The organism is Planctomycetota bacterium (assembly GCA_039182125.1).
In the GTDB taxonomy this organism is placed as follows: Bacteria; Planctomycetota; Phycisphaerae; order Tepidisphaerales; family Tepidisphaeraceae; genus JBCDCH01.
On record JBCDCH010000023.1, the window covers coordinates 50650 to 59034 of the forward strand.

The 8385-nt window shown below is 57.1% G+C and carries 8 protein-coding genes; 3 read left to right on the plus strand and 5 right to left on the minus strand.

Annotation, left to right across the window (positions count from 1 at the left end):
• Nucleotide 1: 1 nt before the first annotated feature.
• Together AAGD32_08140 and AAGD32_08145 are read right to left on the minus strand one after the other, a co-directional pair.
• The gene (locus tag AAGD32_08140; GenBank protein ID MEM8874217.1) at nucleotides 2-235 is read right to left on the minus strand and encodes a hypothetical protein; all 234 of its coding nucleotides are present in this window, start codon (nucleotides 233-235) and stop codon (nucleotides 2-4) included.
• A complete protein-coding gene (locus AAGD32_08145; protein ID MEM8874218.1) occupies nucleotides 232-1356 on the minus strand; it encodes an NAD(P)/FAD-dependent oxidoreductase in 1125 nt (374 codons plus the stop codon). The genes AAGD32_08140 and AAGD32_08145 overlap by 4 nt, the downstream gene beginning before the upstream one ends.
• 346 nt (nucleotides 1357-1702) lie before the next feature.
• Between AAGD32_08145 and AAGD32_08150 the strand changes: the two genes are divergently transcribed.
• The 3 genes from AAGD32_08150 to AAGD32_08160 all read left to right on the plus strand — a co-directional run bounded on the left by AAGD32_08150 (nucleotide 1703) and on the right by AAGD32_08160 (nucleotide 5907).
• Nucleotides 1703-3652 carry a hypothetical protein gene (locus AAGD32_08150; protein ID MEM8874219.1) on the plus strand — a complete coding sequence of 650 codons (1950 nt, stop codon included), beginning with the start codon at nucleotides 1703-1705 and terminating at the stop codon, nucleotides 3650-3652.
• A gap of 99 nt (nucleotides 3653-3751) precedes the next feature.
• Nucleotides 3752-5161, plus strand: a complete 1410-nt coding sequence (locus tag AAGD32_08155; GenBank protein MEM8874220.1) for a DUF4038 domain-containing protein — start codon at nucleotides 3752-3754, stop codon at nucleotides 5159-5161.
• A gap of 2 nt (nucleotides 5162-5163) precedes the next feature.
• Complete coding sequence (locus tag AAGD32_08160; protein MEM8874221.1) at nucleotides 5164-5907, plus strand: SDR family oxidoreductase; 744 nt, start codon at nucleotides 5164-5166, stop codon at nucleotides 5905-5907.
• A gap of 33 nt (nucleotides 5908-5940) precedes the next feature.
• On the opposite strand, the gene AAGD32_08165 is transcribed toward AAGD32_08160, so the two are convergent.
• The 3 genes from AAGD32_08165 to AAGD32_08175 all read right to left on the minus strand — a co-directional run.
• Nucleotides 5941-6459 (minus strand): hypothetical protein, encoded by a 519-nt coding sequence (locus AAGD32_08165; protein ID MEM8874222.1) that lies wholly within the window; start codon nucleotides 6457-6459, stop codon nucleotides 5941-5943.
• Nucleotides 6460-6492: 33 nt separating this feature from the next.
• Nucleotides 6493-7884 carry a hypothetical protein gene (locus AAGD32_08170; protein ID MEM8874223.1) on the minus strand — a complete coding sequence of 464 codons (1392 nt, stop codon included), beginning with the start codon at nucleotides 7882-7884 and terminating at the stop codon, nucleotides 6493-6495.
• Nucleotides 7885-7928: 44 nt separating this feature from the next.
• Nucleotides 7929-8385, minus strand: a 457-nt coding sequence (locus AAGD32_08175; GenBank protein MEM8874224.1) for a hypothetical protein, incomplete at its 5' end; no start/stop codon positions are given.

The following is an 8385-nucleotide window of genomic DNA, read 5'->3' on the forward strand; positions in this document are numbered from 1 at the left end:
CTCATCCGTCCCGAGCGGTCGCGACCGCGGCGATGTTGGCCAGCAGCCACGCCGACGCCGCGCACAGTTGCAGCACGTCGCCGGCCGAGCTGATGCCGTAGACGAACACACTCACGATCCAGCAAAGGCTGGCCGTGGTCTGCCCGAGCCATTCGATCCGCAGCACCCGGCCCACCCATGCCGGGGACGTCGAAACGGTCGGTGAAGCGGTGATGGCAGCCGATTCGTCGCTCAACACACACACTCCTCTCCGCAGCAGGACAGGTCGTCGAGGTACATGCCCCACTTGCGATACTCTTCCAGATGTTCGGCGGGCAGCCCGAGCGACGTCGCGATCGTCTTGGCGACCACGGCGAAACGTTGGCGAAACTTGTAGATGAAACAGAAAACGTGGTTGTCGTGCCGCACCATCGGGCCCGACAGAAACAGGCCCGGCGTGCGTGTCGATTCGTCCTGCTCATTCAGCAATGGGAACCCGTCCTCGCGGAACTCGAAGAGATCGGCCACGAGCTTGAGACTTCCCTTGAATCCGTTCGCAAGCAGGGGCGGCTGGGGTGTGTGAAACACGCGCTCGTCCAACGTGGTCACTTCATACGCGTCACCAACTTGTGCGACCGACGCCACCGGCGAGTTCGGCAGCAGCTCGACCATCTCCTCGAAGAAGTCGTAGCGCATCCGCTCCAGCGAAAACGTCGAGAGTGCGACGCTCGGATCCGAGCTTTCGCCCTTCCACGGGGAGCCCTTGTCGAACAGGCGGACGCGCTTGTCGTCATACGCCAGGTGGTACGCCGCATCGACGCCGCTCTCGTAGCCGCCGATGACGATGAAGTTGTCGCCTTCAAGCTTCTCGTAGCTGGCGACCCGTGCGGTGTGCATGCACAGCTCGGCCCCTGGGAAGCCGTTGAGCCGGGGGGACTGAAACTCACCGCCTGCCCAGATGACATGCTTCGCACGCAGCGTCGAGTCCTCGGTGTCGATGATAAATGCGTCGCCGTCCTTCTCGACACGCGTCACCTTGGTTCGTTCGCGAACGGGCAGCTCGAAGTGCTTCACGACCGAGTGGAGGTGCGCCGCGTAGGCCTTGCCGGTGGGGTGCTCGACTTCGAGGCTGAACGCCGGCGAGACGCCCAGCGCGATCGAATTCAGGTCCAGCATGCCGATCGAGTTGGTCGGGAACGACGGCGTGATGAACTGCGTTTCCTTCGGCCACGCTACGAACGACGCCCCGACGACCAGCCGTTCGAGCACGACGAAGTTGGTCAGCCCCGCATCCCTGAGCGCGACCGCCATCCCCACCCCGGCCGCACCGCCGCCGATGACCACCGCGTCATACACGTCCTGACTTATTGGCATCACGTTGCCAACACGGTAGTGACCGTGTTCCGCCGGTCAACGCGGAGCGCACCGGTCCAAAGGGGAAATTCCTGTTTCTTCGCCATCTCCACCCGCAGGCGACGACGCCGGCGCGGGAATGAAGGCGGAGAAATAGGAATGCCCCCTTTGCCGCCCCTTGGTGATAACTCCTGCAAACCATGCACATCAATCATCGTTTGACAAATAGTTGGCAAGAACTGGGAAGTAACCAAATCTCGCTGATCGCCGAAACATCACTGTAAGTGCGGCGTCAAAAATGTAACGTCAAAGAATCGAGGACTCGCGAACCGCTCGTGGGCGATTCCAGACACACTACTTCGGAGTCGTTATGAAGACTAATGATCAGTTAGTTTCGGGGTTGTCGTTTGTTGAAAAACTCGAAGAACGTAGGTTGCTGTCTTCAGGCGGCCGGGATCCTTCATGGGGAGTAAACGGCCGAGTCGAAGATAGTTCAAATGGAGAAATTCTGATTGACACCGAACTGCAACGTAGTAATGACGTTGTTCTTCTAACTCAAAAGTCTAATGGCTTTCAGCTTGAAAGATTGACTGGTGCTGGGGTGCCGGCCGGTGGCAATGATTCAAGCTTCGGTGATGGATCGGGAACTACATTCGTTGAATGGGAAGGAGCACCCAATGCCGTTCGTTTGGCTGGACTTGAGGTTGCGCCAGACAACTCCCTCATAATCGGTGCTGCTATTCAAGAGTTTAGAAATGGCAGATGGGCTATGAGTATGTCACGTGTGTCGCCGGATGGTGAAAGCTCCGTCTTTGGGGAACGCCAGTTTGGTGCCGGGCAAATTAATCCCGAGGAACTTGTACTTCAACGTACTAACGGTGAACTGCAGGTTGTAGTGATTGGGCAAAGTAGCAGTTTTGGTCCTGGTATAACCTTGGGATCATCAACAGGACTAGCATCATTTGACTTTGAAACTGGTGCGGCCATTCAAAGCCATATCGTACCAGGTGGTGGAACCAACATTCGAAGAATTTTCGATGCCACGGTATTGTCAGATCCTGTGAATCCAAATAGTGACATCATATATGCGATCGGAGATATCGATTTTTCCGCGATAACTCCCGGTGATGCTCCACGGACGTTTATCCAGAGATTTGGAACCGATTTGAAGCCCATCCCGTTTGGCTCTGAAGAGTTTATCGAGGTTCAAAATTTACGAATGCCGTCGATCGCAACACTTCCAGATGGGAGCATTGTTGTCGCCGGGGTTGGGGATTCGCAGGCGATCCAATCGACGCTTGTTGTACAAAAATTTTCCGCTGACGGTATCCGGGACGAAACCTTTGGTGGCTTTGTGCTGGAAAATCACAGCGCTACACTTGGTAATCTTAGCGGAGAAGTGGATATTGCGGTTACCGATGATAATATCTATATTTCAGTTGGTAATGCTGGAGTTGGGAATCGACTCATTACTGTGAAATTAGATGGTGCCACGGGAATCATCGACTCGAGTTATTTAGATGATGTAACACCAAGCTTCAACATTGCCGGGGTCGTTGCCGAAGCTGATAGCGGGAGTCTCGAATCTCGTATCCTGACGGATGCTTTTGATAGGGTCATCGTTTCAACTGGAGGCGCACCTGTGTTTAATGGGCCAGGTGAAAAGGTGCTGTTCCGTTACAGGGCGGCGCAGCCGCCTCTCGAAACGATTACCGTTGAGTTTAGTTCTTATACGGAGCAACTTGAGACATATGAGGAAGATGGATTCACCTTTCTGAGTTTTGATGGTTCGCCCACTAATGTAGATGAGGATCTCCTTATCTTAGGCGAAGCGGATGGCTACGCGAGTGGTAATCAGGTCTTACATCCTATTAACTTTGGTCGCGGCATTCGTATCACGCGACCTGATGATGTTCCTTTCATACTTGAATCATTTGATTTGCTCGGTAATCGGTACAATCCCAACGCATATGCTGATGCCGTTATTACAATCTTTCCTGTCGGGGGGCAGCCAGTATCGTTGGACGCTCTTGCAGTTGCACCGAATAGTAAGCTTGATCCCCAGTTGTATTTGATTCCGCCAGCATCTCAGATTTTAGTAGATAAGATTGAAGTCAACTTCCAGCAAGGTGATAACCCTTTACCCGGCGGGTATGGCGTGTATGCTGCTTTAGATAACTTCAAATTTCGATTTGAAGGAACAGAAGCAGCGGCGTTCGTCTCTCAAACCCCATTTTTGCCTAGCCCATCGCCAGTTGAGATCAGCTTGTTTTCTGATGATCAACTCGAAGCCGAAGAGCTTGTTGACTTTCTATCTTAACGGCGTCGCGGAAAATCTCTGATCAGGTCCATCGGATTTGATACGCACGGTCGCATGACCAGATGGACCGCACAACTTTCGTTGTGCTATTGTTTGGGCATGCGATTGTGCGTTAATCAAGGGAGTCACTTTTTGTGCGATGGTGGCTCCCCGTTTTTCTACCTTGCTGACACGGCGTGGTTGTTGTTCAACAAGCTTACCGAGGACGATGCACGCAAGCTCTTTGTCGACCGAAGTTCGAAGGGTTTCACCGTCGTACAGGCGTGTGTGTTTCGGGATCTCTTCAAGCCGAACACGGCGAACGTCGCGGGGGTTAAGCCGTTCGCGAGCGATGACGACATGCGGGCGGTTCGGCTCAATCCGGACTGGGTCGCGCATGTCGTGCGCGTGACCAAGATCGCCGCGGAGTACGGGCTGACGATGGGGCTCTTGCCGACGTGGGGGGACAAGTGGAACGAGCACTCGAACTCGGCCGGGCCGGTGATCATGGACCGAGCATCGGCGCGTGAGTACTGCTGCGGCTTGTCGGACGCGCTGGGCGAGTGCGAGAACGTCATCTGGATTCTCGGCGGCGACAGCCCGGTCCGCACGCAGGCCGAGGCCGACACGATCCGCGCGATGGCCGACGGCATCCGCAGCGGGCGTAGCGCCGATCACCTGATCAGTTTCCACCCCGAAGGACAAAGCTCATCGGCGATCTTCCACAGCGAGCCGTGGCTCGACTTCAACGCGATCCAGTCGAGCCACTTCAAGCCGAACTTCCCCAACTACCTGCACATCGAGCGGCTGCATGCCGAGCGGCCGACCAAGCCGGTGATCGACCTCGAGGCAAACTACGAACGCATCCCGATGTTCCTGACTGCATGGCACGGGTTGCAGCCGAAGATGGACGTGGTCTTCAGCGCGTACGACGTGCGCAAGGCGTACTACCGAAGCGTGCTGGCCGGGGCGGCGGGGCACACCTACGGCTGCGAGCCGATACGGCAGGTGCATCGCAAGGGTGACAAGGTGCACGGCGCCGAGGGGGAGTCGATGATGACGTGGGACGTCGCGCTCGGCGAGCCGGGCAGCGGACAGTTGAAGCTGCTCAAGGACACGTTGCTTTCGCGCAGCTACTTCACACGCACACCGGCGCAGGAACTGCTGCGGAGTTACACCCAGCAACCCGCCTGGGCCGACCCAATGGGCGTGGGCATCCCGTTCGCCGCGCAGGAAAACACCGACCCGGTCAGCCACATCCGCGTCGCGAGGTGTACGAACGGTTCGTACCTCTACGTCTACATGCCCGTGCGGCAGCTGCTCTACCTCGACGTCTCCGGCCTCGCGTCGAAGCACCTACGCCTCACCGCCCATGACCCCGCCAGCGGCGACGTTGTCGACACGTTCGACTTCGACATGCCCAGGGTCGAAGACACCGGCGCGACCTATGCGACGCGGGTTGAAGATGGCATGCTGTTCTACGTGCCGCGGACCGACCTCGACAGCTTCATCATCATCGACGCGATCTGACCATGAGCGAAACGAACAGCCAACGCATCGCGATTGTCACCGGTGCCGCGTCCGGGATCGGGCGAGCGATCGCCGAAGACCTGCGCGACCGGGGCATGACCGTCGGCGCGCTCGACGTCGGCGCGGATGTGCCCGACGGATGCGCGCCGCTCATTGCGGACGTGCGTGACGGCGAACAGGTCCGCGCCGCGATCGACGCTTTCGCCAAGCAACACGGCCGACTCGACCTGCTCGTCGGCAACGCTGGCGTGAGCCTCGTCGGCACCATCGAGGACAACGACGAGGCCGACTGGCAACGTACGTTCGATGTGAATGTCTTCGGCCAGTTCCGCGTGGTCCGCGCCGCGCTGCCGTGGCTGCGCGAGTCCGACGCGGCGTCGATCGTGCTGATGAGTTCCTGCAGCGCGACCAACGGCATCCCACAACGCGCCGTCTACTCCGCCAGCAAGGGCGCGGTGCAATCCCTCACCGCGGCACTCGCGGTCGACCTGCTTCCCGAGAACATCCGCGTCAACGCGGTCAGCCCCGCGACGGTCGACACGCCGTTCATGGCCGAGCTGATCGCCCGCGTCGACGACCCGGCCGCCCACCGCCGAAGCCTCGAAGCCCGCCAACCGACCGGCCGCATGATCACCCCCACCGAGATCGCCACTGCGGTGGCCTACCTCGCCGATCCCAACAACCGCAACGTCACCGGAACCACCCTCATCATCGACGGCGGCATGGCGACGCTGCGGCCCGTGTAAAGATAGCGGAAATCAACTTGTGCCGCGGTCCCTTCAAACACCAACCAACGAACGGGCATATCCGAGTATCTTTTCTTTTGCTAACGACAGGCACCACACCTGTGTTACCTTGATAGAGCCATCGGGATTAGCTCTGATCATTTGTGTTGTTCCACGGCCCATCGGTTCTTGGTCCGGGAAAGCCGGGAGACGTAAGTATGCGATGTTGCCAGCGCTAATGTTGTGAACACCAGTTAGCTCACCGGTTGCTCGCAGGTCAATCGCATTAAGAAATTCAACATCTTCGGAGCAATAGTAGAAAGCTATCGTTGTAAGACCATGAACTGATCGGCCTTCGATGGGTGGCTTGTTCTGATGTTGTCTTAATAATTTTGAGCTTGGATGGGGTGAACGACGGACATCGCCAAATACGCACACAGTGTCATCTTTGTTGGGGTGTGCGTAATTTAGGATCAACACGTGAATGAGAGGCCTTGGACCGGAGGTTTCAAAAGATATCACCACATCAGAGGGCGTACACAAACTTATTGCTAAGAACAACAGGTTGATCATTAGATTGGTCCTCGCGCTTCTGCGAAAATGCAATTAGGGCCAGTTCTGGACACCTTGAACATTTACAATTTTCCCGGGGCCTTTCAACGAGATCGCGGCTTTAGCGATGTGCTCAGGTCTGGGTGGATCGTCGTTGACCAGCCATTCTGAATCGAAGTTGCTGAATCTGTACTGCCAAGAGTGCTCGGTGAATTTTCCATCAACAAACTCTTCGGTGGCAGGATCCCATTTGCCAGCGGTAAACACCATTTTTCGTGTCACAGCTGCAAGATTAGCGTACACAGCTTGTACGCCACCCGCAAACAGGGCTTGAACAAAAGGAACACCGAATCGGTGGGTGTCCACAACTCGTCCTCGGCTTCCATCTTGCCGTATTGTGGCAGTGGGTCTATCTGCTGTTCGAATCGGATCCCAACCAGTGTCAATTTCCGGTCCATCGCTCCACACCGAAACAGGATCGAAATCAGGTTGGTTTAGGAAGAAATCTTGTTGGAGGGCATCATCGCGGCCAAGCTGTTCACCTGTGGCCATATCGAAAAAATCTAAGGTGCTATCAATTGTTTGCATAGACCATGCATCACCAACTCGTTCACCTTCCATGACGATGAAAAAAAGCTGCTCAAAACCATTAACCGCAATATCCAGTCCGAGAAATGGTTCGACAGTGATTTTCTGAACATTTATATCATCGTCTATATTTAATTGCGCCACCCCTGTTCTTGCCAGAACGAAACCGGGCCCGTCGGTCGGGCGGAGGCGGATGCTTTCTTCGCCCTCGGCATCTGGATCGTCCTTTTCGCCGACGATGCGTTCGGGCGAATGCGTTTGGCCTACTGGCACCGTGGCCGATGGTGGGATTGTGTAGTCCTTGCCTGGTGTTGCCGTTCCGCCCGCGGGGCGGAAGCCGGTGTTGATGGCGGTGAGTTGGTTATCGCCGGATCGGTTGAGCCGGACCGAACCGTCGTCTTCGTCTTCGGTCAGTTCGCCGTCGACCGTCTCTGCACCGACGATCGGTGTCCAGATCGTCACGCTTACGCCGCCGACCATGATGCTGCCTCCGCCGGTCGCTTCATTGTTGGTGATGGTGATGGTCACCTCTCGACCGCTGTGGACGACGGGTTGTGTTCCGAAGCCGCGTTGTATGGTCTGGCCGAGTGCTGAAAACTCGAAATCGTGGTCGACGAAGTAGATGATGGCGCTAGCTTGAGCTTCGCGGTGCTCGGGCAGGCCGGAAATGGTGAAGGTCTTGGCTTGGCCCGGCTCGATCGAGTGTCCGGAGGCTGGTGGATGGTCGGGCGGTCCGGGTTCGGGTGCTGGCGAGACGCTCACACCGTTCATATCTCCAGGATCACCGCCGGGGATGTAGCTCCACGAAAAGCTTTGCATACCCCCGGTCGCCTTCTTGAACTTCGGCCCCCCGGCCATCGTGCGTGAGCCTGAGATGGCTCCTGAGTCATCCCGCCCGGCAGCTACCGAGAGTTCGACAACGCTGTCGTAGTCGCTCCCAAACGTGTAGCTTGTTTCGGAAGCGTCCAGACTTCGGGGGCCGCTCCGTCGAAGCTGGCATGGATCACGACATGGTCGGCATTGGGATGCACCGGATCCCAGGTGAGGTCAAGCTCGTAATCGTTCGGTTCACTCACCTGCACGTTCGTCGGCGTGGGCATTGTCGCGACGGCCCAGTTCTTGTTGGTCGTGTGCGAGTAACCGGCCAACGGGTTGTAGCCCCGGATGCGGTACCAATACTTCTTGCCCGATTCGACGGTCGTATCCACCCACGTTGCCGGGCCGACTTCGGTGCCGAGGCCGGCTTCGGATACCGAGACGTTGCCCAGCACGTCGAAGTCCACACCGTCGGTCGAGCGGTAGATGCGGAAGTGAACGTGTTCGCTCGGATCGCCGATCCAGTTCAGGCGGATCGCATCC